Source organism: Alicyclobacillus sp. TC (assembly GCF_016804365.1).
GTDB classification, from domain to species: Bacteria; Bacillota; Bacilli; order Alicyclobacillales; family Alicyclobacillaceae; genus Alicyclobacillus_I; species Alicyclobacillus_I tolerans.
This window is the reverse complement of the sequence record NZ_CP044434.1, coordinates 2,411,669-2,437,188: the sequence shown is the minus strand read 5'-3', so window position 1 is coordinate 2,437,188 and position 25,520 is coordinate 2,411,669. Positions and strand designations below refer to the sequence as shown.

Below are 25,520 nucleotides of genomic sequence, written 5' to 3'. Positions count from 1 at the left end.
AATTCTAAGCACTGGGACATTATAACACATATTCAATGTCTAAGCTACCCGTCAGTTTGGTCGTTTATACATCTGACGACAGCTGCTACATAGGCCAGTAAAATGGATGTTCATTTTATCTATTTGAAACCCCGTCTGTGATTCTAATTGAGACAGCCAATCGGAAGGTAATGGAGTGGCGATCTCGCTGATAGATCCGCATTGTTCACAGATAAAGTGATGATGGTTCTCCAATCGTCCGTCATACCGAGTCACGCCGTTACCAATATTCAACTCCTGTATAAGGCCGTGATCGGTCAAATACTTTAAGGAGTTGTAGACGGTTGCGTAAGCAAAGCGATTACCCTCTTGGGCCAGTTTCTCCATAATGTCCGCAGCGGTTGGGTGATCTGTTGCGTTGCGGATAACCTCTAAAATGACACGGCGAGGTTCAGTGAGATTAACAGTCTTCGCCATATCGTCGCCCTCCTTTCCTGTAGAATCTGCAGCAAGGGCATACTTTACACTATCTTTGCTGTAAGATACGCTCACTCACGGGTGAAATCAAGCCAAAATTTGTTTTCTTGGCAAATTTCTCGGGTATTGCTGAGTAAGGCTGTTATTCCGGTATAATGGATTGGGATTGTCGGAGAAATACTCGCCTAACATCATGACCCGTTTGTGAACTTTATAAGACCAATCAAAAAAGGAGAATGGAGATGCCATTGTATAACTCGGTGTTAGATTTAATTGGAAACACTCCGGTTGTTAAATTAAATCGCATTCCTCATCCTGATGGCGCTGCTGTGTATGTGAAACTAGAAGGTTATAATCCAGCGGGCAGTGTGAAGGATAGGCCGGCATTGAACATGATTGTACAAGCAGAGCAAGAGGGAAAATTGATTCCCGGAAAAACCACCATTATTGAACCTACTTCCGGAAACACAGGTATTGGCATTGCTATGGTCTGTGCAGCCAAAGGATATCGTTGTATCATCACCATGCCAGATAACGCTACTGACGAGCGGGTCAAGTTGCTAAAAGCGTACGGTGCTGAGGTGCATCTGACTCCTGCAGCTTTGAGGATGCAAGGGGCTATTGATGAAGCAAAAAAGATTGCTGCTTCCTTACCGCACGTATTTATCCCTATGCAGTTTGACAATCCAGCAAATCCTGATGCTCATCGACATACAACGGCAGTAGAGATATACAACGATTTTTCTGGACGTCTTGATGCCATGGTATTGACAGCAGGTACAGGTGGTACAGTTACAGGTACCGGAGAAGAACTCAAAAAGAAGATTCCAGGGCTGAAAATTTACGTAGTTGAACCAGCGGGAAGTCCTGTACTCGCAGGAGGACAACCAGGTCCACACAAAATTCCTGGCACAGGACCAGGTTTCATACCTTCCGTGCTCAACCGCTCCGTTTATGACGAAATACTCCATATAGAGGATGCAGATGCACAGCAGATGGCTCGTCGTTTAGCTGCTGAAGAAGGAATTTTGCTTGGGGCTTCTGGAGCTGCTTCAGCTTTTTTTGCTGTCCAGATTGCCCAAGAGATGCCCAAAGATGCGCGTGTACTCTTTATTGCTCCTGATACTGGCGAGCGATATCTGTCGTCCGATCTCTTCCAGGCTTAAGCGGCGCGTGTACTCTTGCCGTGGATGGAACATATCCAGACGCTTTTGTCACATTTTTCGCCACTGTGTCGTCTTTCAACAGTGAACAGGTTGAATCCTGACTCCTGTCAAGCAAAGACGATAAAGAGAGAAATGAGGCGGAAGCGTGAATATAAAAAGCAGATACTCTATATGGGCAGCAGGATTGAGTCTCACCATCACAGCTATGGTGGGGTGCAGTTCTGCTGTTTCCTCTTCAGGCATGCATCCTCAACACTCTTATCAGGGTCTATCTAAGAATACTCCCCAAACCCACAAAGCGAATGTTCTGCAGATTTCTACAGATTGGCCTAATTTTGGTAATAATCTCTGGCAAAATCATCTTTCTCCCTTGCGTGTTTCTCAATCCTTCAACATGCAACTTCTTTACAGTCAAAATCTTGGCAACGGTGGGGAAAATGAAAGCTTCCCCATAGAAGTGGGGGCGTTCTTTATGTAACCACTATGCGCGATCGCGTTTTAGCCTTAGATGCCTCCACAGGAAATGTCATGTGGGAGTTTTCGCCGCAATTGCATCTGTTGCAAGGCATTCCCACCATTAATCGAGGTGTTGCAGTCGGGCAGGGAAAAGTCTTTTTGCTGACAGCGGACGATCGACTTGTGGCTCTTTCTCAGCAGACCGGACAATTACTCTATCAAGTGTCAGTGGCTAACGAGTCAAAAGGATATTTTGAATCTATGTCGCCTCTTTATGTGGATGGCAAAGTATTTGTGGGCAGTGCGGGCGGCGATGAGGGAGTCCGTGGGTTTGAAGCCTGCTATCTAGCGTCAAATGGGCAATTGTTATGGCGGCGCTATACCGTTCCCAAGCGTGGTGAAGGCTGGTTGCCTGCAAGTGGTCAGCACGGCGGTGGAGCTGTATGGAATATCCCTGCTTATAATCCTCAAGGGGGTCAACTCTTTTTTGGTACCGGGAATCCTTCACCAGATTTTTACGGTGTTTCGCGTCTAGGACCTGACCCTATGACAGACGCTGTTGTTTCGGTGAATGCAACTACGGGAAAAGTCAACTGGTATCGACAAGAAGTCAAGCATGATTTATGGGATTATGATGTGGCTTCTCCGCCTATGCTTTTTCCGGTTCAGGGAAAATTAGCTGTAGGTGAAGCAGGGAAAGACGGGCAATGGTATGAATGGTATGCAGCGAATGGTCAACCTGTTTTTTCGCCAGTAGCGTTTGTGAAAGAACAGCACCGACCGCCTGGCGCTCAGCCAAATATGGAGTGGCCGGGATCAGACGGCGGCGCTAACTACGGTCCGAGTGCCTATGACCCTATACAACAAACAGTACTGATCAGCGGTATCAATGGACCGGAGTATGTCAAAGCCGGGCCGACCCATCATACCAGCTATCGTGTGGATGATGGTACCAGTGCTTCACCTGCGCCAGCAGGAGATTGGACTGGCACATTGACTTCCATTCGAGTCAACGACGGGCGTATAGAGTGGCAGAGAAAACTATCAACTCCAGCAATTGGTGGCGTAACCACCACTATGGGGGGTGTCGCTTTTTTTGGCGAAGCCAATGGAATGCTCTATGCCGTCAATATGAAGAATGGCCAGACGCTTTGGCAGTATGACGCCCACATACCTGTAGCAAGCGCACCCATTGTTTATAAATTAGACGGGCAAATAAGAGTTACTTACGTTTTAGGTCAAAGCGCTTCTCTCCAAGGTTTATTCCCATATCTGGGCAAGACAAAAGTTTTGACATTTCAAATCAAGGCTCGGCATGCAACTGGAGCTACTTAACCAATTAATCTAAGAGATGGCGAAAATGTCCCAATACTTCCGTTGTGTCTAAAATGGTAACAAACGCATGAGGATCGATATCCTGAGCTAGCAATTTAAGGTCGGCTACTTCCAGCCAAGTAAGCACACACATGAGCACCCCAAGATTTTGTTTACTATAAGTGCCGGAAGCACTCATGAGCGTGCTTCCCCGTGTTAGGCGAGCGCTGATGGCGTTGGCCATTTTTTCTGCCTGAGAGGTGACGATGAGAGCCGTTTTTCTTTGTTGATAGTGCATTAGAGTGGCCACGACGCGAGAGGCGGCAAACATGGAAACCAGGGTATACATGCCGGCCTCTGTACCAAAAACCATCGCAGATAAAAGAAGAACAATGACGTTCATAATAAGTCCCGTTGAAGAGACGTTGCGTCCCGTTAATCGGTAGAGCACGACAGAAAGAATGTCTGTTCCTCCCATCGAGCCGCCTACGCGAATAGCTAACCCTGAGGAGATTCCGCCAAGCACACCACCATAGAGAGACATCAGAAGTGGATCGTGATGTGGCGTTTGAAAGTTCAGATGCACCAAGTCGGTAGCCGCAGAGAAACCCACCACACCAATCGCTGTCAGTAAAATGAAACGTTTTCCAAGATAGCGGTATCCGAGCAAAAAGAGAGGTATATTAAAAAGGAAATAGAGCGTGCCAATCGGGAGAATCACAAAATAGTGGTGAAGGATCTGGGCAATACCTGTGACACCACCGGAAAGTATGTGTGCGGGCACCAAAAAATTGTTAACGGAAATGGAACCTGCCAAGTCTCCGAGCAACACTACAAAGACTCGCCACATAAAATCAATGACTGGCTTGGATCGCCATGATTTAATAGATAGTTGAGAAGGAGAAAATGATGTGGACATGAACGTGTTCCACCCTTTCGTGAAATATAGAATGTTAAAACCTTGCTAAAGAAAGATTCCGTTTTTTTCTTTTAGATGTACTATAGCAAGGAATCCACTTTACAGACAAAATAGGGCGGCAAGATTTCGGGAGGAGTCGTTTTGTCAACCAAACACGAGCAAATTCTCGAATATATTGAACAGCTCCCCATTGGCGCGCGTATTTCAGTGCGTGGTGTGGCGCGTGATATGCAGGTAAGCGAAGGTACAGCCTATCGAGCCATCAAGGAAGCTGAAGCACATGGATTGGTCAGTGCAATTGATCGAATAGGTACGGTGCGTATTGAACGCAAACAGGTTCGTGAAATTGAACGCCTAACTTTTGAGGAAGTAGCGCGTATTGTTGAGGGAACTGTGCTCGGCGGTCAAGAAGGTCTGAACAAGACGCTGCATAAATTTGTCATTGGCGCCATGCGTTTAGAAAATATCACAAGATATCTCGATCCAGGCAGTCTGATGATTGTGGGAAACCGTGAAAATGTGCAAAAACTGTCTCTTGAAGCAGGTGCAGCTGTTCTTATAACGGGTGGTTTCGATGCCTCACCGGAAGTGCGTAAATTGGCTAATGAACGAGAATTGCCTATTATTTCTTGTTCTTATGACACGTTTACAACAGCCGCCATGATTAATCGAGCGATTTACGATCGACTCATTAAAAAGGACATTCTCTTTGTAGGGGATGTAGCACAGACAGAGGGATTGGCCGTATTGTCTCGTGATGCGACAGTTCGAGATTACTTTCGAGTCGTCGAAGAGACGGGTCATGCGCGCCTGCCAGTTGTCGATAGCAATCAACGTCTGGTTGGCGTGGTCACCGCACGGGATGTGGCGGAGGCTCGTCCAGAAGATCCCGTTGAACTGTTCATGTCAAGTAAACCTACCACAGTTTCACCGCAAACCACGGTTGCCTCAGCGGCGCATCGGATGGTCTGGGAAGGCATTGAGATGCTGCCTGTAGTCTCTCATCGCAAACTGATGGGTGTTTTAAGTCGTCAGGATGTCATTAAATCACTTCAGTTTATGAATCGACAGCCGCAAGTTGGAGAAACGCTAGAAGATCTAGCAGTTCGTGGATTTTCTTCAGAAACTTGTGAGCAAGGTGTCCGAGTACGGGGTGTAGTTACCGCTCAATTGACCAGTGCGCTCGGAACGCTTTCCACAGGAATGCTGACCACCTTGATTGAGTATGCGGTGCGTGAATGTTTGCGGCGGCAGCGCAACGTTGATATGGCAATTGAAAATCTATCGTTTTATTTTCTCAAACCTGTATCGATTGAAGCTGAAATCAGTCTCACTGCGCAGGTGCTCGACTTTGGGCGTCGGTTTGCCAAAGTGGAGGTGGATGTATCTGGAGAAGATGGGCAGTATGCCAAGGCACTGGTAACCACGCAGATGATGGAGAGGTGAACGGTCAGTTGGATTTTGTGCATTTACATGTTCACTCTGCATACTCGTTGAAGCAAAGTTGTCTCAGTCTAAAGGACGCCATCGAGACCGCCCAATCTCTACATATGACTGCCCTTGCTTTAACAGATAAAAACACTCTCTATGGGGCAGTATCTTTCTGTCGTTTGGCTAAGTCGGCAGGAATTACGCCACTGATTGGCGTGGATTTTGACGTTCTCCCGGAAGAGGCGTCTGAATCTGCTGGACGTCAGGGCAACTCACCGCTGGATAGCCTGGTATTGTTAGCTAAAGGTTTCGCAGGATATTCGTCGCTCGTAAAACTGGTTACACTGGCCCATAGCCGTTCGCGTCGTCCGTATGTTCAGTGGTCAGAAATTGCTCAGCATAGTCACTCCCTGATTGCTCTGGTGGGTGGACGCGGCAGTAGTATAGCGCGGGCGTTTTCTGAAGCGGATCGTCATAAAGGCGAGCAGTTGCTGCAACGCGCCAGTGAGATGTTTCCGCCTGGGGAATTGTATGTTCAGTTGCACGATCACGGTCTTCCTGAAGAGCGACGGGCTTTGCCGGGGTTAATTGCTGCCGCTCGCCAGTTGGGGTTACCACTTGTGGCCAGTAATGAAGTATATTACGCACGTCGAGAAGATGCTGCAGTCCAGAAAGTTTTGGCGCAAGTGGATGCAGATGGATTACTGTTACCCGTAAACCATTTTCATCTGGCATCATCGGAAGAAATGGCCGAGAAATTTCAGAATCTCCCCGAGGCAATTGCGAATACACGGGTAATAGCGGATGCAGCCGCTTTCGAATGGCCTAAACCGCAACTTTTTTTGCCTCGCTATCCGTTATCCCCAGGTGAATCTGCGCAAGAAACGCTACGACGTGTGGCGTATGTGGGTGCAAAAAAACGCTATCCCCTATGGACAGCTGAAGTGGAAGAACGTCTCCGTTACGAGTTGGATGTTATTGATCGACTTGGCTTTGCCGACTATTTTCTGGTGGTGGCCGATTTTATTCGCTATGCGCATCGGCAAGGCATCTCCACAGGTCCTGGCCGAGGTTCTGCTGCAGGTAGTTTGGTCGCTTACGCACTATCGATTACAGATGTCGATCCGTTGCAATATGGTTTGCTGTTTGAACGTTTTCTCAATCCCGAACGGGTGAGTTGGCCGGATATTGATATCGATTTTGAATTTGAGCGGCGTGGAGAAGTCATTCAGTACGTACTGGAGCGTTATGGCGATACGCGGGTAGCCCAAATTGGAACCTTCGGCACATTTGCCGCGCGAGCAGCGATTCGCGATGTGGGGCGTGTATTGGGATCGGATAAAAAATTGGTGGATACATTGGCGCGGCTGATTCCTTCTCATCCAGGTGTAACGTTGAATGAAGCTCTTGAAAATGTAACTCAACTGCGGCAAATGGAGGAAGAAAATCTGGAGGCGAAAAAAATTCTCGCCTATGCCCGTCGACTGGAAGGGTTGCCGCGTCATGTCTCCATACACGCAGCGGGGGTTATCATTTCGCCTGTTTCACTGCAGGACTGGATACCTGTTGTGCCTGGCGCTAGTGGAATGCCAGTCACCATGTATCCTATGGAAGATGTCGAGGCACTTGGTTTCTTGAAAATGGATTTTTTAGGTCTCAAAACTTTGTCACTGATGGATATGACCCGTCAAAGTGTGGCTCAGCGCATAGGACAACCGTTGCCTGAATGGCAGCAAATCGCGGATGGAGACGAAGCGACTTATCGTATGCTGACGCGCGGCGAGACGAGCGGTTGTTTTCAGCTTGAATCGTATGGTGTCCGAAAAGTGTTGCGGGATGTCAAGCCTACCTGCTTGGAAGATTTAATTGCCGTTATTTCTCTATATCGCCCTGGTCCTATGGAGAATATTGCTGAATTTGTTGCTGCCAAACATGGCCGTCAATCGATTCGCTACCCGCATCCTGACTTGGAACCGATTCTTAAAGATACTTACGGTGTCATTGTCTATCAGGAGCAAATTATGCAAATTGCTTCCCGGATGGCTGGCTTCACGCTCGGTCAGGCAGATATTCTGAGGCGCGCAGTATCCAAAAAGAAACGAGAAGTGCTCGACGCTGAGCGTGAACGATTTGTCACGGGATGTCAACGTCGTGGTTACAGTGCGGAGACAGCCAATACCGTCTACGATTTGATTGTTCGCTTTGCAGATTACGGCTTTAACCGTTCGCATGCAGCGGCTTATGCATTGCTCGCCTACCGTACAGCCTATTTGCGCGCTCATTATCCAGCTGATTTTTTTGCAGCTTTAATGACGCTGGCTGCCGGTACTCCAGATAAAATCACTGAGTATACGAGGGATGCCAAAAAATTAGGCATTCAACTGTTACCGCCCAGCGTCTCTGCAAGCGGAGCGGCTTTTTCAGCCGAGTCGGACAGGAGCATTCGTACTGGCCTTCTCTCCATACGTGGCGTTGGTCGTGCGGCAGTCATGGAGATATTGCGTGCGCGCGAGGAAGCCCCTTTTACTTCCCTGGTTGATTTTTTGCGTCGTGTTTCTTCTCGCGCCTGCAATCGCAAAGCCGTTGAAAGCCTGGCTACAGCCGGGGCTATGGAAGCTTTTCTGCCTTCAGCCAAACTCAGTGAGCAAGCACTTTCCCAAATCCTCGACCATGCCTATTTGGAAGCTGAAGCAGGAGGTGAACAGGCTCGGCTGTTCAATTCCGACCACACGTTTTCTGCACACGCGACAGCTTCGGGGCCAGCAACTCTCTTCATTCGTTATCGAGCTGGCGACGATTCCCGCACACTTTTGGCTGCAGTGCGTTCAGCTCTGCTTGAGAAACCGGGATCGACCCCGGTGGCTTTAGTTGAAACGTCTACCCGCAAAGCACGCTTGTTGCCAGCTCGTTATACAGTAAAGGTCGATCCCGATTTAATCGCTGAATTAGAGACTATTGTGGGTCTTGGCAATGTGAAATTGCAGCAGCGGTCTGAAACGGCTCGTCATTGAGTAGGTTTAGGAGAAAGCATGAGTAAAGGAGACGTGTAACATGAAACAGCAAATCGTGGAGTGGCTGTCGCGCCGCCATGTGGAATTGACCGATATTGCCCATATTGTGTTGGAGCTACAGCGTCCGTACTATTCTGACCTGACGCTTGACTATTGTTTGGAGAGTGTTCATCGTGTCTTGGATAAGCGGGAAGTGCAGCACGCTCTCTATACAGGAATAGCACTTGATGAACTGGCGGAGCAGAAATTGCTGCCAGAGCCGCTGCAAAGCATCATGGAAAAAGATGAGCCTCTTTACGGCGTCGATGAAATTCTTGCGCTCAGTGTGACCAATGTTTACGGGAGTATAGGTTTGACCAATTTTGGATATCTCGATAAAACAAAAATTGGGATTTTGGGGTACCTGAATAATCACGCGTCGGAAATTCACGTATTTTTGGACGATCTCGTGGCTAGTGTAGCAGCGGCTGCGGCAGCTCGAATTGCTCATCAGCATCACGCTTCTTCTTATAAAGATGAATAAAATGACTGATAACAATCAAGGTGTGGCGTCCGCAGACAGGCATGGTATACTAAACATAATTTCAAAAAGAGGAACGTGGGCGATAGAAATGGGGCGATTGTGAATGTGGACTGTAATTTACATCGCCCAGTCTGCCAAGCAGGCTGAATGGGTGAAAGAAAAATTGACTCAGGAAGGTTTTCTCGCCAAAATTCGTGCAGCCCACATGGCCAAGCAACAATACGAAATTTTGATACCTGAAACGGAATTGGAAGAGGTAAAGGAAGTTCTTCATGATATCCTTCACTCTTCTTTGTGATGCAGAGGTGACGGAGTGCTTAAAGATTTATTTGTAAAGAAGCGGCATTATGCAACGCTGCCTAGCGCTGTTAAATCGTCAGAACGAGATCAGAAAAGTCAGTCTGTTCCTGAAAAAGATATTCCTAAAGGATTGGTGGAGAAATGCGACGGCTGTGGCGCCTTGTTGCTTGGTAAGGAGCTGCAGAAGCATGATTTCACCTGCCCTCATTGTGACTATCATTTCACGCTTGGGGCTGACCGCCGTATCCGTTTGACGCTGGACGAGGGCAGCTTTGAAGAGTGGGATGCTTCGTTGACTTCAGTCAACCCACTACATTTTCCCGATTACGACAAAAAATTAGCCAAAGCACAAGAGATGACCGGCATGCGCGAAGGCGTGGTCACAGGACGCGGGACCATTGCTGGGATTCCACTCGCTATGGGCGTGATGGACTCGCGTTTTATTATGGGTAGCATGGGTTCCGCGGTCGGAGAAAAGCTGACACGAATGATGGAACGCGCTTTAGCGGAACGCCTGCCAGTGGTACTCTTTACGGCTTCTGGCGGTGCTCGCATGCAAGAGGGCATTTTGTCGCTAATGCAAATGGCCAAAACCAGTGTTGCGTTGGAGCGTTTGCATGAAGAACAGCTTCTTTTTGTCACTGTTATCACGCATCCTACTACAGGTGGCGTAAGTGCGTCGTTTGCCTCGTTAGGTGATATTATCCTGGCAGAGCCGCGAGCTCTCTTTGGTTTTGCGGGGCGGCGCGTGATTGAACAGACCATCCGACAGAAGTTGCCAGACGATTTTCAAACCGCGGAATTCATGCTCAAACATGGCATGATTGACGAAGTTGTACATCGTAAGGAACTGGTCCATACTTTAGCCAATATTTTGACAATCCATAGCGCGAAGGGGTGGAAGCATGGCAACGGGACTTGATTTCGAGCAACCCATTCGCGATTTGGAAAGCAAAATTAAAGAACTTCGTTCTTTTGCGGAGAGCCATCAAGTGGATTTGTCTGATGAAATTCGCACGCTTGAACAGCGTCTGCAATCACTGGAGGATTCGCTATACAGTAATCTTACTCCTTGGCAACGAGTGCAGATTGCTCGCCAATCGGGGCGCCCAACCACTTTGGAATATGTGCGTGGGATCTGTGAGACGTTTGTAGAGTTGCATGGTGACCGCAACTTTCGGGACGATCCGGCTGTAGTTGGCGGTATTGGCATGTTGCAAGGACAACCTATCACATGGATTGGTCATCAACGTGGTCGAGATACCAAGGAGAATCTCTATCGAAATTTTGGTATGGCGCATCCTGAAGGATACCGCAAGGCGTTGCGACTTATGCGTCAGGCAGAAAAATTTGGTCGGCCAGTGGTATTTTTTATCGATACTATGGGTGCTTATCCTGGTAGTTCTGCTGAAGAACGGGGGCAAAGTGAGGCTATTGCAACCAATTTGCGGGCAATGGCCGGCCTCAAAACACCTACCATCAGTGTGGTCACTGGTGAAGGTGCGAGCGGAGGAGCACTCGGCATTGGCGTGACCGATCGAATTTATGCCTTAGAGTATTCTTGGTACTCTGTCATCGCTCCTGAATCAGCAGCTGCTATTCTCTGGCGCGACAGTACTTACGCTGAAAAAGCGGCTGAGGTCATGCGCATTACAGCGCAAGATTTAGTCGATTTGCGAATTGCTGATGAATTAATACCAGAACCACGAGGCGGTGCCCAGAAAGATCCAAATTGGATGATCTCTAAAGTAGGAGAAAAAATAGTAGCAGGATTGAAAGAACTTTTGCAAATTCCTATTGAACAACTGTTGGATGAGAGGTACCATAAGTACAGGGATATGGGATCTTTCTCGGAATAACAGAACTGGATTGAACGGAAGCGGCGATGTCCACCGGACTGGTGGGCATTCCGTTTGCCCAGCGTGAATGTCATAGGAAATGAGAAAGACTACATGGAGAATGCGTGCTCCAAGAGCGTACATAGAGAGCAGCCGTCGTTGAGTGGATAAGACTGTTTCTCTATTTAGGGACAAAAAATGTCCATGTATGACAAAATAAGTCCAGCGCATTGCTTTTGTGTCTCTTGATTTCTTTTGCTTTGTGTATGGAAACTGATTGAAATCGCCAAAGATGAGGAACGATATCCTCGGAAGGAACGGTGAATCATGCGAAAAACCAAAATCGTTTGTACCATTGGGCCTGCCAGTGAATCACCCGAAATCCTGCGTCAATTGATGCGCGCAGGCATGGACGTTGCCCGTCTCAATTTCTCCCATGGTTCCTATGAGGAGCATGCTGAGCGTATCCGTCGTATTCGTGAAGCGGCTGCGGATGTAGGTAAGCATGTAGCCATTTTGTTGGATGTCAAAGGTCCGAAGATTCGGACAGGGAAAATTGCGGGTGGACAAGTTGAACTGCTTGACGGAAAGTTGGTCACCTTGACCATCCAGCCTCTTGCAGAGGGAACGGCAGAACGCGTATGGATTTCCTATGAAGGACTTGTGGAAGACGTCTATCCAGGGGCTCCTATTCGTATTGATGATGGCTTGATTGGGTTGAAAGTGGTTGAAGTCAAAGGTCAGGACATTGTCTGCATAGTAACCAATGGCGGTATACTGAAAGACAATAAAGGAATTAATGTACCTGGTGTGACACTGCGTATTCCTGGTGTTACTGAGAAGGACAAGGCAGATATTCGCTTTGGTATTGACCAAGGTATCGATATGTTTGCTGCTTCCTTTGTACGTAAAGCCGGAGATATTTTGGAAGTGCGCAGAATTCTCGAAGAACGCCATTACGAAGCAGATATTATTGCTAAGATTGAAACGGTGGAAGGTCTCGAACGGTTGGATGAAATTGTCGAAGTTACAGATGGTGTCATGGTGGCCCGTGGCGATCTTGGTGTAGAAATTGCGACAGAAGATGTGCCGCTGGCTCAAAAACGCATTATCTCGCTTTGTAACCAGTGGGGAAAACCTGTTATCACTGCAACGCAAATGCTCGATTCGATGCAGCGTAATCCTCGTCCAACTCGTGCGGAAGCCAGCGATGTGGCCAACGCTATTTTGGATGGCACAGATGCTATCATGCTCTCGGGCGAAACGGCTGCAGGCCGCTATCCCCTGGAATCGGTGCAAACCATGGCGCAGATTGCTGAGCGTGCTGAAGAGGCCATTTTAAAGCGTGAAGTGGTCTATCATCATCATACGGAAGTTGAACGGAAGGTGCCGGATGCGATTTCTCATGCGGCTAAAGAAATGGCTTCCGAATTGGATGTGGCTGCTATTGTCACCGCAACGACTTCCGGACATACAGCGCGACATATTGCCAAACATCGTCCGCTTAAGACCATTGTAGCTGCAACTCCGGATGCGAGGGTGGCACGTCGTTTAATGCTTTCCTGGGGTGTCTGTCCAGTTGTGGTACCTATGGCTTCCACGACAGACGATGTACTGGAAACCGCAGTAGAAGGTGCTCTCGATGCAGGTTATGTGCAGCATGGAGATATGGTGATTATTCTGGCAGGTGTTCCCGTCGGTATCCGTGGAACCACCAATTTACTAAAAGTGCACACTATAGGAGAAATTTTAGTTCGTGGTAAGGGAATTGGACAACATGCTGTGAGTGGACGTGCAGTAGTGTCTAAGAAAAATCAAGATATTCTGGAACGTGTTCAAGAAGGGGATATTCTTGTCACGAATTGCACCGATGCTGACATTATGCCTGCGATTGAGAGAGCTGGAGGAATGATTGTTGAAGAAGGTGGATTGACTTCTCACGCTGCAGTTGTGGCCATATCCCTCGGCAAGCCAGTAGTAGTCGGAGCTTCGGAAGCCACGGAGCGTGTGGAAGATGGTGCATTGGTTACGGTCGATCCGGTTCGAGGTTTGATTTATCGTGGTCGAGCGCAAGTGCTGTAAAATAGTTCAGCGGATGGGTAAATAAAAATCATGAGGATGGCGCTTGGCCATCCTCATGAAGTAGGATGTACCATCAACGAATATTGATACTCAACAGCTTCTAATAAATTCGCGAATATTTGCATTGTAGTTACGCTGCCTACTCCTCCGGGAGTGGGAGTGAGGGCATGAACCACTTCTGCCACTTCCGGCGCGGTATCGCCTGCGATTTGCCCGTTTTTATCCTGATTGATACCTGCATCAATGATAATAAGTCCTGGATGACACATTTCGGGCTGAATTAGACCTGCCTTCCCGACTGCAACAAAGGCAATTTCAGCGCGTTGCAAGTGCTCGCCAATATCTCGTGTTTCTGCATGACAAGCGGTTACAGTAGCTCCTCGGCGAATGAGTTGATGTAAAAGAGGCATACCGACCGTTCTCCCACATCCAACTAACGTAACGTTTCGTTTACGCAATGGAACCCCGTAATGATCGAGCATTTTCAAACAAGCGAGAGGAGTAGCTGGGTAAATCCCTGGTGTACCGAGCATATTGGCTAGTGCGTTTTTTTCTGTCAAACCGTCAATATCCTTAAACGGATCGATCTCCTGTAAAATTCTCCATGATTCTAAATGATGAGGGAGCGGTAACTCAAGAATAATGCCATGAATGGTATGATCTTGATTCCATGCATGAATCTGTTCTATGACGCGTTGTTCCGTAACGCGTGCGGGAAAGATATGCAACATGCATTCAATGCCGAGCTTCTCTGCCATGCGGACTTTAGAACGAGCGTAACAGAGAGATGCGGCGTCTCCTTCGACTAAAGCAGCCACCATTTTTACCTGTATATGTCGATGAGAGAGGGAATTCACCTGCTCTCTAATTTGTTGCTTCATTTGATCTGCCACTGGTTTGCCATAGAGCAAGTGGGCCATGAGATCATCAACCTCCTTTGCATAGGCTGTCCCAATGACGAAAAAAAACCGTCTGGGCGCCGTCTTTGTTTTTCGAGACGTTGCCCAGGCGGTCGGCAAAAGGCAGCAATCGTGCGCAGTCCCCCGTGGTTTTCCACGTTATCCGCCAGTTCTGCGCGCAGCCTGTTTCATTCACTGTAACAGTGTAAGTCTAACGCGATGGAGTACTTTCGTGCAACTGTTTGTCAACTTCTATCTGTTACGTTCGTTTGAATTTTCACCATGATATTGAAACCTAACTGCCTCTCGATAAAGTGCGAGAATATGTTTGCGCCGAACGGTTTGCCCAGTAGCCTCACAATGAGCCAGAAATTCTGGAATGTCCATATTTTTTCTCTCTTGGTTGCACGCTAAACAGGCACACATCAAATTTTTGGGATGAAATCGCCCACCTTTAGACTCAGGAATGATGTGATCCATTGTTGTGGCAGGTGCTCCGCACCATACGCAACGGCCACTGTCGCGGCGCAGAACCGTTTCTCGATATTTCTTTTTGCTCATAGCGGAAAAACGCAGGCGAATTGTTCTTTCATTGACCCAAAACGCATTTCCGTAGCGTACTTCTTCCTGTGCTCGCTCTTTGGTACAGGGAGTGAGCAGGGCACCCGAACCATCTAATACACGTACCACGCTACCCTCGTTCAGTTGGTGTCCGCAATGAGGGCAGGCCCCGTTATGACTCTCCATACTGGATATGGTAAATAATCCGTTGCAACGAGGACATCTCCCCTCTGCATGACGTTTTCTGCCCACATGCTCACCTCACTGACTAGAAAGTTCAAGGATTTTGTCATCAAATCATCGATTCCGTAAGTTCTCTGAATTCTATTGTGACAAATTTTGATTCGTAATGCGACTGGCTCACTGTGCGCTTGGTAAGAAGCTGAAAAGAGCTATACTGATGAGAGTGGTGAACATCAATCTCTATGGTGGGTGGAAAATAATGAGAATTGGATTTCTCGGCACAGGAACTATGGGCTTGCCCATGGCGGAAAACTTGCTACGTGCAGGATATAGTGTTACAGCATATAATCGATCTCCTGAAAAAGTTCAACCCTTGCTGCAAATGGGCGGAAAACAGGCTCAGAATATAGCTGAAGCCGTACGTAACCAAGATGTAGTTATCAGCATGCTTTCTGATGACAGCGCCGTACGAGAAGTCTATTTAGGAAATGGTGGTGTGGCCGAGAACGCGAAACATTCTTTTGTGGCTATTGATATGAGTACCGTTTCGCCGGGAACAGCTCTGGAAGTGCAGAAACATATGAACCAATTAGGCATTGCGATGCTGGATGCCCCCGTTTCAGGAAGTGCAGGTGCAGCCAAAGAAGCGAAGTTACTCGTCTTGGCAGGCGGTCCGTTGGAAACGTATGAAATCACGCGTCCGATTCTGGCGGCTATGAGTCAGGCGCAATTTTATTTCGGACCTGGCGGTAACGGCGCCAAAGCAAAATTGGTTGTCAATCTACTTCTTGCCTTGACGATGCAAGGAATCTCTGAAGCGCTTGTCCTTGCAGAAACGTTAGGCTTGTCTCGTTTCAATGTTCTCGATATGCTTTCCCAGTCGTCTGTTGCATCACCTTTTCTTGGGATTAAAAAGCAGATGTTGATTGATGAATCTTTTCCACCAGCATTTGCACTGAAGTACATGCGTAAAGACTTGAATTTGATTCTCCAGGCAGCGATTGAGAGAGAAGCAGTACTTCCGGCCACGTCAGCAGCTTTCGCGAGCTATACGTCAGCGATGCACAATGGTTTTGCGGAAGACGATTTAGCAGCTGTTATGATGGAACTTTTAAGGCAATCAGGGTATACTGGCGCGAAGGATTCATCTTTCAACTTAGGTTTGTAGGGCAAGGAGGAAGAATTCATGCAAAGAGTGTTTTCCGGCATTCAGCCGTCAGGAACCATTACCATAGGAAATTACCTAGGCGCTATACGCAATTTTGTCCAATTGCAACATACAGCTGAATGTCTCTTCTGTGTTGTAGATATGCATGCAATTACTGTGCCGCAAGATCCACAGCAACTCTATCAGAGAACGCGCGAATTGGCCGCTTTGTATTTGGCGTGTGGCATTGATCCACAAAAGGCAATCTTGTTTGTTCAATCACATGTGCCTGCTCATGCTGAACTGGGGTGGCTTTTGCAGTGCATGATTTATTATGGCGAACTTGGACGCATGACACAGTTCAAAGATAAATCAGAACAAAAAGATGTAGTTACAGCAGGTCTATTCACTTACCCGGCATTGATGGCTGCTGATATTTTGCTGTATCAAACCACTCTTGTCCCTGTTGGCGAAGATCAAAAACAACATCTTGAACTGACTCGCGATGTAGCCATTCGTTTCAACCGTCGTTATGGAGAAACGTTTATCGTTCCTGAGGCAATGATCCCTAAAATGGGTGGAAGAATTATGAGTTTGGAAAATCCTTTGAAAAAAATGAGCAAGAGTGATGAAAGTCCCAATGCAACGCTCTATTTGCTCGATCCGCCAGAAGTCCTACGGAAAAAAATTAGTCGCGCTGTCACAGACTCGGGACGCGAGGTCCGATACAATGAAGAAGAAAAACCAGCAGTATCCAATTTGATGACGATTTACGCGCTTTGTACGGGAAAGAGTCTGCAAGAAGTAGAGGAAGAGTTTGCAGGTCAAGGGTATGGGCCTTTTAAACAAGCTATCGCTGATGCGGTTGTATCCGTGTTTGAACCCATTCAGCAACGCTATCACGAATGGCTCGAATCTCCAGATTTAGAAAAGACACTTGCAGATGGGGCTGAAAAAGCTGAGAAACTGGCTTCTGTGACACTGGAGCAGGTCAAAGAACAAATTGGGTTTCTGCCGCGCAGAGCGTAAAAGATCATTCTTTGGTTTTTGGTTTTTCGTTAGCAATTATGCTAAGATGTGGCGTGGAACCTGATACATAAGGAGGCACCCTCATGGCGCAATTCAAAGCGTTTTCAGGCCCGACAGAAGGAGAACCAATTACTCTTCAAAACGGGCAGCTTCATGTTCCTCATCATCCTATTATTCCTTTTATTGAAGGCGACGGCACAGGTCCGGATATCTGGCGCGCATCGCAGCGTGTTTTTGATGCCGCTGTTCAAAAAGCGTATGGTGGCCAGCGGAAAATTGCGTGGTTTGAAGTTTATGCTGGCGAGAAGGCGTTCAATCAGTTTCAGGAATGGTTGCCAGAAGATACATTGAAGGCTCTTTCGGAGTATATTGTCTCCATCAAGGGACCACTGACCACACCCGTAGGGGGAGGCATTCGCTCGTTAAACGTAGCGTTGCGTCAAGAACTTGATTTATACGTATGCCAGCGTCCAGTTCGCTATTTCAAAGGCGTTCCCTCTCCGGTTAAACGTCCAGACTTGGTAGATATGGTTATTTTCCGTGAAAACTCGGAAGATATATACGCTGGTGTAGAATGGCAAGAAGGTACTCCTGAAGTGAAAAAGGTCATACAGTTCTTGCGTCAGGAGATGGGCGTGAAGAAGATACGCTTCCCAGAAACGTCCGGCATAGGCATCAAACCAGTTTCCAAAGAGGGTACAGAACGTTTGGTACGTTCAGCGATTCAATATGCGTTACAACATAAACGCAAGAGCGTCACATTGGTTCACAAGGGAAATATAATGAAGTTCACAGAGGGAGCCTTCAAAACTTGGGGTTACGAACTTGCCGAGCGTGAGTTTGCAGACCAAACGTTTACATGGGCTATGTATGATCGCATTAAAGAAAAAGATGGACAGGCCGCGGCTGACAAGGCTCAGGATGAAGCGCTCAAGTTAGGCAAAATTATTGTTAAAGATGTCATCGCAGATGCATTCTTGCAACAAATTTTATTGCGTCCAGCGGAGTATGACGTCATTGCTACACTGAATTTAAATGGTGATTACATTTCTGATGCCTTAGCAGCACAAGTAGGTGGCATTGGCATAGCACCGGGAGCGAATATCAATTATGAGTCCGGACACGCAGTATTTGAGGCGACACATGGTACAGCGCCAAAGTATGCCAATCTGGATAAAGTCAATCCGGGTTCTGTGATCTTGTCTGGTGTGATGATGTTTGAATATATGGGGTGGCAGGAAGTAGCGGACTCCATTATTCAGGCGTTGGAAAAGACCATTGAATCGAAAGTCGTAACTTATGACTTTGCCAGACTGATGGAAGGCGCTACTGAAGTAAAAACTTCTGGGTTTGCCGACGCAGTCATTGCGAATCTATAAGACATTGACGTGCCGCTTGGCGCGTCCTTTTCTTATTGACGTAAACATCAATCTGGTTTGCGAAGAATAGATAGTCAGAAGAGAAAGGTGGGCTATGACTATGATGAAGCGCAAAAAGGTATCTGTGATTGGGGCAGGACTAACAGGTGCTACAACAGCTTTCATGATTGCCTCCAAAGAATTAGCCGATGTAGTGCTCTTGGACATCCCACAGATGGAAAACCCAACTAAAGGTAAAGCTTTAGATATGCAAGAAGCTATGCCTGTTATCGGATCGGACGTAACGGTAATAGGTACGGCAAACTATGAGGATACCAAAGATTCCGACTTGGTCATCATTACAGCTGGACTGCCGCGCCGACCTGGTATGAGCCGTGATGATTTGGTTTCCACCAATGCCGGAATTGTCAAATCGGTGACAGAGCAAGTGGTGAAGTATTCACCTGATTGCATTTTGATGGTGCTATCCAATCCTGTCGATGCCATGACCTATGTGGCCTATAAAACGTCCAAATTCCCTAAAAATCGAGTCATTGGTCAGGCGGGCGTCTTGGATACGGCACGTTTTAACACATTCGTTGCCATGGAACTTGGTGTGTCTGTGGAAGATGTGCGGGGATTTGTTGTAGGTGTCCATGGTGATGATATGGTTCCATTGGTTCGTTATTCCACAGTAGGCGGAGTGCCACTCACACAATTGCTTTCCAAAGAGCGCATTGATGCCATCGTTGAACGTACAGCGAAAGGCGGAGGAGAAATTGGGGCTCTAATGGGCAATGCAAGTGCCTACTACGCTCCTGGTGCGTCGTTGACTGAAATGGCGGAATCCATTTTAAAAGATAAGCGTCGCATTCTTCATTCTATTGTGCTTCTCGAAGGTGAGTATGGGCAAGAGAATATGTTTCTCAGTGTGCCCACGATTCTTGGTGGCAACGGTGTTGAGAAAATTATAGAAGTGGAACTTACGCAAGAAGAACGTGACGCTGTACAGCGTTCGGCTAATTCAGTGCGTCGTGTCATCAGTGTTGTAGACAATATGTAGGCAAACTGGTTTAAACAAAGCTGTTCATCATCACAACAGGTAGGCCTGAATGGCACTGCCTGTTGCTTTTTTATCTAAAGGTAGGAATGACCTGGAGCTAGCTATGCTACAATGACTAGCGAGTGAAGCTTGTCTTCGCAAGGCGAAGATAGGAAGTAGAGGTGCATATATGGTTGAACGAAACCCTCTTTTGGTAATTGTTGATGGAAACAGTATTGCATATCGAGCTTTTTTTGCGCTGCCTCCTTTAACGGATCCACAGGGACGACCCTCACAGGCAGTTTACGGATTCGCCATGATGCTGTTGCGATTACTGGAACAAAAAAAACCGACACATATGGCTGTCGCTTTTGATAAAGGCAAACAAACATTCCGTCATGAGTGGTATACAGATTATAAAGGCACAAGAGAAAAAACTCCCGATGATTTGGTGCAACAATTCCCATATATAAGAGAGTTGCTTGAGGCATTTTCAATACCCTATTTTGAAATCGATCAATACGAAGCAGATGATATTATTGGCACATTATCTCGGCAAGCGGAAGAGGAAGGTTTGCCGACTTTGATTGTTTCGGGTGATAAAGATCTCTTGCAACTGGTGACTCCTACAGTAAGGGCTGCCTTAACCAAAAAAGGGGTTACAGATATGGATGAGTATGACGAAGATGCCGTTTATAATCGATTTCAACTATCACCTAAGCAAATCGTTGATTTGAAAGGATTGATGGGTGATCCGTCCGATCATATTCCTGGAGTTCCGGGTGTTGGAGAAAAAACCGCCATCAAGTTATTACAAACTTATGAAACGGTAGAAAATGTTCTTCTCAATAAGGAAGAAGTCTCGGGAAACAAATTGCGTGAACGATTAACTGAGCATGCAGAACAGGCTCTGCTTTCCAAACGACTTGCTACGATTCATCGTCATGTGCCCTTGGACGTTCCTCTCTCTAAACTGGAGTATCCAGGTTACGACGTGCAACGGCTAAAAAAAGCGTTTCATTCCTATGGGTTTCGCTCTTTAATCGACAAAATTTCCGGGGAAATGACAACATCCACGAATCCCGACAAAAATCATGTCGAAACGAGTGAAGTCTCAGACAACTGGACCATTCAACAGATTCGTCATATCGAGACGCGTAGCGAGTGGTCCGATTTTTTGAATCAATTAGCCGATCCGTTAGGAATCCTCTTTCACTTTTCTGATAAAACAAGTGTTTCTTCGGAGATTAGCGGGGTCATGCTGGCTTCCTCCAAGTCTGCAACTTTCGTGTCATTTGAGAAAGAACTCGATATGAGCGATCTGCAGGAGTTTTTCAATGGTCCGGAAGAAAAGGTTACTTTTAATGTCAAAGAAATGGCTGTACTGTTAGATGCTCACGGTATTACACTGTATCCGGATCATAATTTTCAGGATGTTATGTTAGCTGGCTATCTTCTAAACCCATCAGAGGGAGAATTGACCCTTGAGCAATTGGCAGAGCGAGAATTATCGCTATCATTTCCAAAGAATGTGCCTGTAGAAAATGAACTTCTTTGGTTGGGACGCAGAGCGCATTCGTTGGTCGAAATGCTCAATGGGTTACTGGAAGCCTTATCTGCTCAAGAAATGGATGATTTGTATCGGAATGTAGAGATGCCACTCGCGTTTGTGCTCGCAGGCATGGAAGTTTGTGGATTTCGGGTGGATGAAAAGCTTTTGAAAGAAATAGGCAAAGAACTGGATCAAAGTTTGCAAGCATTGACAAAGACTATTTATCAGATGGCGGGAACGGAATTTAATATTCAATCTCCCAAGCAACTGGGGGAGATTTTATTTGATAAACTCGGCTTACCAGCAGAGAAAAAGACGAAAACAGGTTACTCCACAGCGGCTGATGTTTTGGAACGTTTGGCGCCAACGCATGAAATTGTTCAAAATATCCTTGACTATCGTCAACTTAGCAAACTCAAATCAACCTATGTAGAGGGTCTTTTGAAAGTCATTCATAAGGATACGGGTCGAATTCATACCCGTTTTCATCAGGCGCTTACCGCTACGGGTCGTTTATCAAGTTCTGATCCTAATTTACAAAATATACCTATTCGTATGGAAGAGGGACGCCGTTTGCGCAAGGCATTTCTTCCTACTTATCCAGACTGGAAGATTCTCTCGGCTGACTATTCTCAAATTGAACTGCGCGTTTTGGCTCATCTCTCTGGAGATGAGGCGTTAATCGAAGCTTTTCGCCAAGACATGGATATTCATACACGTACAGCTGCTGACGTATTTGAGGTTTCTCCAGATCAAGTGACGCCACTCATGCGCCGTCAGGCAAAAGCGGTGAATTTTGGTATTGTCTATGGAATTAGTGATTTTGGCTTGGCCCAAAATTTGAACATTTCACGTAAAGAGGCCAATCGATTTATTGAAAATTATTTTTCAAAATTTCCGCAAATCTACACTTACATGCAAGAAACTGTTGAAGAGGCTAGGAAACGAGGTTATGTCACAACGTTACTCAATCGTCGTCGCTATCTTCCCGATATTCACCATAAAAATTACACCATACGTTCCTTCGCTGAACGTACAGCAATGAATACGCCGATTCAGGGAACGGCTGCGGATATTATCAAGCTGGCCATGGTGCGTATGGATCATGCTTTAAAAATATCGAATTTGCATGCACGTATGCTGCTTCAAGTGCACGATGAACTGATTTTTGAATGTCCTCAAAGCGAAGTAGTCTTGTTGAGTCAACTAGTGAAAGAACAGATGGAAACCTCTATATTGCTTACGGTTCCATTAAAAGTGGACGTTCATGTAGGGGGCTCTTGGTATGATGCCAAATAAAAGATATGAAAATGTTGGTTGGAAAACTTATTTTATGTGTGTTCTGAGAAGCCCCTGCCTTTAGGCATGGGGTGTGGACACCCTGTTATGCTTGTCATTTGTTTGTAAACTTTGTGCGTTAGAATGTCAATGGCAAGTAGTAAGGGGAGGATTCGACAGTTGCCTGAATTGCCTGAAGTAGAGCATGTTTGCCGTAATTTGCAGCAGTTGGTGGTTGGAAAGACCATAGGCTGTGTAGAAGTGCGTTTGCCAAGGATCATATGCTATCCATCAATCCAAGAATTTTGTGCACAACTTCAGGGTTTGACCATACAAGGTGTTCGTCGCCGAGGAAAATATCTGATTTTTTCAATCCCTCCTTTTGAACTTATCTCTCATTTGCGTATGGAAGGCCAATATAGATTAGCGATTTCAGAAGAAGAACAACCGCATACGCATGTGGTTTTTCACTTCACAGATGGCACAGAATTACGTTATCGGGATGTTCGGCAATTTGGCACCATGCATTTGACGGATCGGCCTGAAAATTATCCGATAGGATTACAAACGCTCGGTCCAGAGCCATTTGATGAATCGCTGAATGCTTCTTACTTTCTGCAAATCGCAGGACGCAGGAAACTGTCAGTTAAAGCGTTACTGTTGCAGCAAGACGTTATTGCGGGTATAGGGAATATTTATGCGGACGAGGCGCTTTTTTTGGCAGGTATTCATCCGGCGGCGTCTTGTTGGCAATTAAAGAAGAAAGATTGGCAACGTTTGTTGGTGAGTGTTCGCGAAATACTTCAAATGGCTATCGAGGCGGGTGGGTCTACGATACGTTCTTATGCTGATGGATATGGTCGCCACGGCGGGTTTCAAATCCAATTGCAAGTGTACCAACGAGAAGGGCAACCCTGTCAACATTGCGGTCGGGAAATTGTCAAAATTCGTTTAGCCGGTCGAGGTACTCATTTTTGTCCAAAGTGTCAAAAGATACCGCGTGTTCAGTCGGATTCTCAATCTGTCCAAAGGAGAAAAGAAGCGTGATTATTGGATTGACAGGCGGTATTGCTTCAGGAAAAAGTACAGTTTCGGCTATGTTCAGAGAACTTGGGGCATATGTGGTTGACGCAGATATTTGGGCACGCAAAGTGGTCAGTCCAGGCAGTAGTGGATGGAAAGAAATAGTCGATTTTTTTGGGCGTGAAATTTTAACAGAAGATGGCGAACTGAATAGACCTCAACTGGCTGAGTTGATTTTTCATCATCCAGATTATCGCCATCGTCTCAATGCAATTACGCATCCAAAAATTCGTATAGGCATGAAAGAGGAGACAGAAGACTATCTTAAGCAATATCCAGGTCAACCTGTGATATGGGATGTGCCGCTTCTATTTGAAGGGGATACACACCAACTCGTGGATGAAACTGTCCTCGTATATGTGCCCTACGATATTCAGTTAGAACGTCTGATGAAGCGCAATCAACTGTCTGAAGAGGAAGCGAAGGCTCGTATAGCTTCCCAAATGCCGCTCGATTCCAAGCGAAAACTTGCCGACTATTTAATTGACAATTCGTTAACTCTGGAACATACAAGAGAGCAGGTGCAATCCATATGGCGTACAATTCAACAAAACGCATGCCAAGAATAATTTTTGTCCGCCGTCGCTTCCTGGTTTCCTTACTCCTGCTCATTTCAGTCTTCGCCATCATTTCTTCAAACACTTTTTGGAGATGGATGTATCCCATCTCTTATCAGACAACGATTCAACAATCTGCTCGCGCTGTATCGGTTGATCCGCTTTTGGTAGCGTCCATTATTCGGGTGGAAAGTAAATTTAATAAAAACGATGTATCGGATGTAGGGGCAGTTGGATTGATGCAACTGTTGCCAAGCACTGCTTCTTGGGCGTTACAGAAAATGAATCAACAGAATATGGCGTTGCTGAGGAATACCGCAGATTCGAGTCATAGTTTGGCCAATCCAAGTGTCAATATTGCCATTGGGAGTTGGTATGTAGCTTATCTTATTCAACGCTTTCACGGTAATCTTGTGGCGGCAGTTGCTGCATACAATGCGGGTCCTCGTCGAGTGGAAACCTGGCTAGAGCAAGGAGTATGGAATGGCCAACTGAATACTATCTTAAATATTCCTGTAGGTGAGACGCGTCATTTTGTCGATCGCGTGTTTTACAATTATCGTCTTTATCAGCATATTTATGGATCTTTTCCTGAATGGCAAAAAGGTTGACACTGAATTGAAAACTGTTATAATGGGATTCGTTCTCTTTGATACACGTCGGGATGGCGGAATTGGCAGACGCGCACGTTTGAGGGGCGTGTGGGGTAACCCGTGCGGGTTCAAGTCCCGCTCTCGACACCAAAAAAGTCTGGAATACCGCAGTGCATCAGGGTTTTTGAGCTTTTGAGCTCAAGAACCCTGTTTTCATTTCTGTCTGATATTATGGCAGGAATTTAGCGTGAACGTATGGAGGCATACGTCACAAAAGTGTGAACCAATTTGACCAAGTCCCCCACACGTCCAGAACAGGGAGCGTGAGTGCATGGAGAGTGAACCACTACAATGTCTGATTTGAGTGTTTGGTTTGTTTGGTTAATTTAGCCTTAAAATAGTCGCCACCTTTATATTCTGCGTTGTCTGTACCCCAATGAATTTCTTTGTCCAGTTTTTTGAGAAGAGGGATGTGCTTGGAGCAGTGTATATACGTGTGCGCTATTTGACGCACACGACAAAACCAGGTTCTCCAGCCCGAAACGACGCATCGCAATTTCCTTGCGAATCAGCTGTAGAGACAAACATCATCTGTTGTTTGGCAATGAATCGAATCATTTCTGGATTAAGATGTTCAAGCGTTTGATTGTCATAAAAAGCTTGTGCCCGACTTTCCGATTTGTATCTTTTTTGCAGCTCTTTTTCTCCATTTGATCCAAACAAGCCTATTCACCCGTTTTCC

23 protein-coding genes, 1 tRNA gene and 1 riboswitch are annotated in these 25,520 nt (G+C 46.5%); of the genes, 19 read left to right on the top strand and 5 right to left on the bottom strand.

All coding sequences use genetic code 11. The annotated features are described in order from the left end of the window. Window positions 1-51 precede the first annotated feature (51 nt). On the bottom strand, window positions 52-456 hold the full coding sequence (locus FY534_RS12020) for a Fur family transcriptional regulator (protein WP_072874598.1): 405 nt from the start codon (window positions 454-456) through the stop codon (window positions 52-54). A 242-nt stretch (window positions 457-698) separates the two neighbouring features. Between FY534_RS12020 and cysK the strand changes: the two genes are divergently transcribed. The 3 genes from cysK to FY534_RS12005 all read left to right on the top strand — a co-directional run bounded on the left by cysK (window position 699) and on the right by FY534_RS12005 (window position 3,413). After that, complete coding sequence (gene cysK, locus FY534_RS12015; protein WP_203114679.1) at window positions 699-1,622, top strand: cysteine synthase A; 924 nt, start codon at window positions 699-701, stop codon at window positions 1,620-1,622. 145 nt (window positions 1,623-1,767) lie between these two features. Then, entirely contained in the window at window positions 1,768-2,100 is a 333-nt protein-coding gene (locus FY534_RS12010; RefSeq protein ID WP_203114678.1) for a hypothetical protein, read from the top strand. A gap of 5 nt (window positions 2,101-2,105) precedes the next feature. Continuing rightward, window positions 2,106-3,413 (top strand): outer membrane protein assembly factor BamB family protein, encoded by a 1,308-nt coding sequence (locus FY534_RS12005; protein ID WP_203114677.1) that lies wholly within the window; start codon window positions 2,106-2,108, stop codon window positions 3,411-3,413. Between the two features lie 4 nt (window positions 3,414-3,417). Here the strand turns inward: FY534_RS12005 and FY534_RS12000 are convergent, their stop codons facing one another. Beyond that, the gene (locus FY534_RS12000; RefSeq protein WP_203114676.1) at window positions 3,418-4,311 is read right to left on the bottom strand and encodes a YitT family protein; all 894 of its coding nucleotides are present in this window, start codon (window positions 4,309-4,311) and stop codon (window positions 3,418-3,420) included. Between the two features lie 141 nt (window positions 4,312-4,452). On the opposite strand from FY534_RS12000, the gene FY534_RS11995 reads away from it, so the two are divergent. From FY534_RS11995 to pyk, 7 genes are all read left to right on the top strand, one after another. Next, on the top strand, window positions 4,453-5,757 hold the full coding sequence (locus tag FY534_RS11995) for a DRTGG domain-containing protein (RefSeq protein ID WP_072874594.1): 1,305 nt from the start codon (window positions 4,453-4,455) through the stop codon (window positions 5,755-5,757). Next, entirely contained in the window at window positions 5,754-8,753 is a 3,000-nt protein-coding gene (gene dnaE, locus FY534_RS11990) for a DNA polymerase III subunit alpha (protein ID WP_238413545.1), read from the top strand. The genes FY534_RS11995 and dnaE overlap by 4 nt, the downstream gene beginning before the upstream one ends. Before the next feature lie 40 nt (window positions 8,754-8,793). Next, on the top strand, window positions 8,794-9,276 hold the full coding sequence (locus FY534_RS11985; protein ID WP_072874592.1) for a phosphatidylglycerophosphatase A family protein: 483 nt from the start codon (window positions 8,794-8,796) through the stop codon (window positions 9,274-9,276). A gap of 103 nt (window positions 9,277-9,379) precedes the next feature. After that, window positions 9,380-9,574 (top strand): glutamate decarboxylase, encoded by a 195-nt coding sequence (locus FY534_RS11980; RefSeq protein ID WP_072874591.1) that lies wholly within the window; start codon window positions 9,380-9,382, stop codon window positions 9,572-9,574. A gap of 15 nt (window positions 9,575-9,589) precedes the next feature. Next, on the top strand, window positions 9,590-10,498 hold the full coding sequence (accD, locus tag FY534_RS11975; RefSeq protein WP_072874590.1) for an acetyl-CoA carboxylase, carboxyltransferase subunit beta: 909 nt from the start codon (window positions 9,590-9,592) through the stop codon (window positions 10,496-10,498). Next, window positions 10,482-11,435, top strand: coding sequence for an acetyl-CoA carboxylase carboxyltransferase subunit alpha (locus FY534_RS11970; RefSeq protein ID WP_203114675.1), 954 nt, complete (start codon window positions 10,482-10,484; stop codon window positions 11,433-11,435). The genes accD and FY534_RS11970 overlap by 17 nt, the downstream gene beginning before the upstream one ends. A 306-nt stretch (window positions 11,436-11,741) precedes the next feature. After that, window positions 11,742-13,496, top strand: a complete 1,755-nt coding sequence (gene pyk, locus FY534_RS11965; RefSeq protein WP_203114674.1) for a pyruvate kinase — start codon at window positions 11,742-11,744, stop codon at window positions 13,494-13,496. A gap of 53 nt (window positions 13,497-13,549) precedes the next feature. On the opposite strand, the gene FY534_RS11960 is transcribed toward pyk, so the two are convergent. Beyond that, entirely contained in the window at window positions 13,550-14,416 is an 867-nt protein-coding gene (locus tag FY534_RS11960) for a bifunctional 5,10-methylenetetrahydrofolate dehydrogenase/5,10-methenyltetrahydrofolate cyclohydrolase (protein ID WP_072874587.1), read from the bottom strand. Between the two features lie 75 nt (window positions 14,417-14,491). Further along, window positions 14,492-14,579: riboswitch (ZMP/ZTP riboswitch) on the bottom strand. Window positions 14,580-14,647: 68 nt separating this feature from the next. Then, window positions 14,648-15,208 (bottom strand): HNH endonuclease, encoded by a 561-nt coding sequence (locus tag FY534_RS11955; RefSeq protein WP_083574285.1) that lies wholly within the window; start codon window positions 15,206-15,208, stop codon window positions 14,648-14,650. A gap of 190 nt (window positions 15,209-15,398) precedes the next feature. Here FY534_RS11955 and FY534_RS11950 point away from each other — a divergent pair, with 190 nt between their 5' ends. The 9 genes from FY534_RS11950 (at window position 15,399) to FY534_RS11910 (ending at window position 24,928) form a co-directional block, all read left to right on the top strand. Then, window positions 15,399-16,307, top strand: coding sequence for an NAD(P)-dependent oxidoreductase (locus FY534_RS11950; protein ID WP_203114673.1), 909 nt, complete (start codon window positions 15,399-15,401; stop codon window positions 16,305-16,307). A gap of 18 nt (window positions 16,308-16,325) precedes the next feature. Continuing rightward, window positions 16,326-17,315: a tryptophan--tRNA ligase gene (trpS, locus tag FY534_RS11945; RefSeq protein ID WP_072874584.1), complete on the top strand. Its 990-nt coding sequence runs from the start codon at window positions 16,326-16,328 to the stop codon at window positions 17,313-17,315. 83 nt (window positions 17,316-17,398) lie between these two features. Beyond that, window positions 17,399-18,694, top strand: a complete 1,296-nt coding sequence (gene icd, locus FY534_RS11940; protein ID WP_072874583.1) for an NADP-dependent isocitrate dehydrogenase — start codon at window positions 17,399-17,401, stop codon at window positions 18,692-18,694. A 100-nt stretch (window positions 18,695-18,794) separates the two neighbouring features. Then, the gene (gene mdh / locus FY534_RS11935; RefSeq protein WP_203114672.1) at window positions 18,795-19,736 is read left to right on the top strand and encodes a malate dehydrogenase; all 942 of its coding nucleotides are present in this window, start codon (window positions 18,795-18,797) and stop codon (window positions 19,734-19,736) included. Between the two features lie 169 nt (window positions 19,737-19,905). Continuing rightward, window positions 19,906-22,566 (top strand): DNA polymerase I, encoded by a 2,661-nt coding sequence (gene polA / locus FY534_RS11930; protein WP_203114671.1) that lies wholly within the window; start codon window positions 19,906-19,908, stop codon window positions 22,564-22,566. Window positions 22,567-22,725: 159 nt separating this feature from the next. Continuing rightward, window positions 22,726-23,592, top strand: coding sequence for a DNA-formamidopyrimidine glycosylase (gene mutM / locus FY534_RS11925; RefSeq protein ID WP_203114670.1), 867 nt, complete (start codon window positions 22,726-22,728; stop codon window positions 23,590-23,592). After that, window positions 23,589-24,197 (top strand): dephospho-CoA kinase, encoded by a 609-nt coding sequence (gene coaE, locus FY534_RS11920; RefSeq protein WP_203114669.1) that lies wholly within the window; start codon window positions 23,589-23,591, stop codon window positions 24,195-24,197. Before mutM ends, coaE begins: the two co-directional genes overlap by 4 nt. Continuing rightward, window positions 24,161-24,796 carry a lytic transglycosylase domain-containing protein gene (locus FY534_RS11915; RefSeq protein WP_072874580.1) on the top strand — a complete coding sequence of 212 codons (636 nt, stop codon included), beginning with the start codon at window positions 24,161-24,163 and terminating at the stop codon, window positions 24,794-24,796. Before coaE ends, FY534_RS11915 begins: the two co-directional genes overlap by 37 nt. Window positions 24,797-24,843: 47 nt before the next feature. Then, a tRNA-Leu gene (locus FY534_RS11910) sits at window positions 24,844-24,928 on the top strand. Between the two features lie 351 nt (window positions 24,929-25,279). On the opposite strand, the gene FY534_RS14740 is transcribed toward FY534_RS11910, so the two are convergent. Continuing rightward, entirely contained in the window at window positions 25,280-25,501 is a 222-nt protein-coding gene (locus FY534_RS14740) for a pyridoxamine 5'-phosphate oxidase family protein (RefSeq protein WP_238413544.1), read from the bottom strand. Between the last annotated feature and the right edge of the window lie 19 nt (window positions 25,502-25,520).

Bases quoted from the DNA above. Each gene is read 5' to 3' on its own strand.
- FY534_RS11985 (WP_072874592.1), top strand. From the start codon at position 8,794: ATGAAACAGCAAATCGTGGAGTGGCTGTCGCGCCGCCATGTGGAATTG.
- FY534_RS11950 (WP_203114673.1), top strand. From the start codon at position 15,399: ATGAGAATTGGATTTCTCGGCACAGGAACTATGGGCTTGCCCATGGCG.
- polA (WP_203114671.1), top strand. From the start codon at position 19,906: ATGGTTGAACGAAACCCTCTTTTGGTAATTGTTGATGGAAACAGTATT.
- pyk (WP_203114674.1), top strand. From the start codon at position 11,742: ATGCGAAAAACCAAAATCGTTTGTACCATTGGGCCTGCCAGTGAATCA.
- FY534_RS12020 (WP_072874598.1), bottom strand. From the start codon at position 456: ATGGCGAAGACTGTTAATCTCACTGAACCTCGCCGTGTCATTTTAGAG.
- FY534_RS11915 (WP_072874580.1), top strand. From the start codon at position 24,161: ATGGCGTACAATTCAACAAAACGCATGCCAAGAATAATTTTTGTCCGC.
- FY534_RS11980 (WP_072874591.1), top strand. From the start codon at position 9,380: ATGTGGACTGTAATTTACATCGCCCAGTCTGCCAAGCAGGCTGAATGG.
- icd (WP_072874583.1), top strand. From the start codon at position 17,399: ATGGCGCAATTCAAAGCGTTTTCAGGCCCGACAGAAGGAGAACCAATT.
- FY534_RS11960 (WP_072874587.1), bottom strand. From the start codon at position 14,416: ATGGCCCACTTGCTCTATGGCAAACCAGTGGCAGATCAAATGAAGCAA.
- FY534_RS12000 (WP_203114676.1), bottom strand. From the start codon at position 4,311: ATGTCCACATCATTTTCTCCTTCTCAACTATCTATTAAATCATGGCGA.
- trpS (WP_072874584.1), top strand. From the start codon at position 16,326: ATGCAAAGAGTGTTTTCCGGCATTCAGCCGTCAGGAACCATTACCATA.
- FY534_RS11970 (WP_203114675.1), top strand. From the start codon at position 10,482: ATGGCAACGGGACTTGATTTCGAGCAACCCATTCGCGATTTGGAAAGC.
- cysK (WP_203114679.1), top strand. From the start codon at position 699: ATGCCATTGTATAACTCGGTGTTAGATTTAATTGGAAACACTCCGGTT.
- mdh (WP_203114672.1), top strand. From the start codon at position 18,795: ATGATGAAGCGCAAAAAGGTATCTGTGATTGGGGCAGGACTAACAGGT.
- FY534_RS12005 (WP_203114677.1), top strand. From the start codon at position 2,106: ATGCGCGATCGCGTTTTAGCCTTAGATGCCTCCACAGGAAATGTCATG.